Here is a 1368-nt window from a genome sequence, read left to right as displayed (position 1 = left end):
CCTCTGATGTAGTAGTCATCATTTGTGCCAGTTACACCAAACTCGTATAAGCTACTATTGTAATTATATGAAGAGAAGTTGTACAAATTTGAGCTTGGGATATCAGCGCCAGCTATGAGCGTACCATTCACAGACCAACTAAAGTCATCGTTGCCGCCAACGTGACCGAACAAAACAGAAACAAGGTCTACACTCTCATCGAACAAGAATGATATTGTTTCGTCAGGACCAAAGCCGTCGACTTGATTGCTCGTATCAAAAAAAGAGCTTTTCACGCCTAAGCCATGTCTGGTGTCGACAGAAACGCCTGGCTGACCAGTCACTGTCAAGCCAAGGCCATATTGTGAGAAGTTCAGAGGGTCGCCATAGACAGTTGGGCCGCCTGTAAAGTCGTAGTTAATGATTGCTGCAGAAGCAGTGCTAGTTGCCAGCACCAAAGCTGTAGTACCAAGTAGTTTTTTAATCATGATTCCATCCATTTGGTTAAATTTTCATGTGGAATGAATCTATAAGCAATATCCAGACCTATATATATACTTGACTTATTGGTCAGTAGGTTAATTAAAGTTCATAAAAGTGTCATGTATTTTTAGTGTAAAGTTTTTCGACGTTTTTGTATCAAAATGTTAACGGCTTCCGTAGTTTTACGCCTTAGTGCTACTGAGCTGAAGAGAAAAGCCTAGATTGATTCTAGTTCTTTGTGATTAGTCACTCACACCTTCATCGGCAAAGCCGCTTTCATCATAAGAATAGAGCTTGATTTGTGCATCATTCAAATGTGCTAAACAGGTACCGAGCTCTCTCTTTGTGCGCTGTTTTAGCTGGATAAGCTGGGTTAGTAAGCTCTGGAAGGAGTCGAAATATTCTTCTGTGACGGTCATGACGCCGGCAGATAGGGACACAAAGTCGAATAAGCGCACATGACCATTTCGGTCGGTGCTTTCGATACCACCTTGTTTGATGTCGTTATCCGAATAGAATTTAAGTACTTTGTGGTTGAACTCAGTGAAAACGGAGCGGAGTAATTCTTGCCACTCATCCTGAGGCATAATCAGTACAAAATCATCCCCACCGATATGCCCGGCAAAGCTAGCGCCTTGTTTAAGTTGCTTTCTTAGAATCTCGGCAAACATGATCAGTACTTCATCACCCCGGTTGTGGCTGTAATGATTGTTAAAGGGTTTAAAATTGGCCAAGTCGAGAAGTGCGACTGAGAAAGGTGTATCTTTGTCCAGAAGCTCCATGACGCAATTTCCGAGAGGGGTGTTTCCTGGGAGCATTGTCAGAATATTTTCCTGGTGATCTGGTTTGACACGCAACTGTGTGACCTTGCGTAATAAGTCGATAACCGTTCCGATTCCAAGAAAA

General features: G+C 42.6%; 2 protein-coding genes. Both read right to left on the bottom strand.

Annotated features, from left to right (window positions below; translation table 11 throughout):
* The coding region (locus A3757_RS01235) for a hypothetical protein (RefSeq protein ID WP_197469633.1) at positions 1-467 on the bottom strand (467 nt) is incomplete at its 3' end.
* Between the two features lie 237 nt (positions 468-704).
* Positions 705-1368 (bottom strand): diguanylate cyclase (locus A3757_RS01230; protein WP_156506085.1); only part of this gene is annotated, 664 nt, incomplete at its 5' end.

This window comes from Oleiphilus sp. HI0117, from assembly GCF_001635235.1.
Note: the sequence above shows the minus strand (reverse complement) of the source record. Positions and strands in the feature narration are given on the sequence as shown.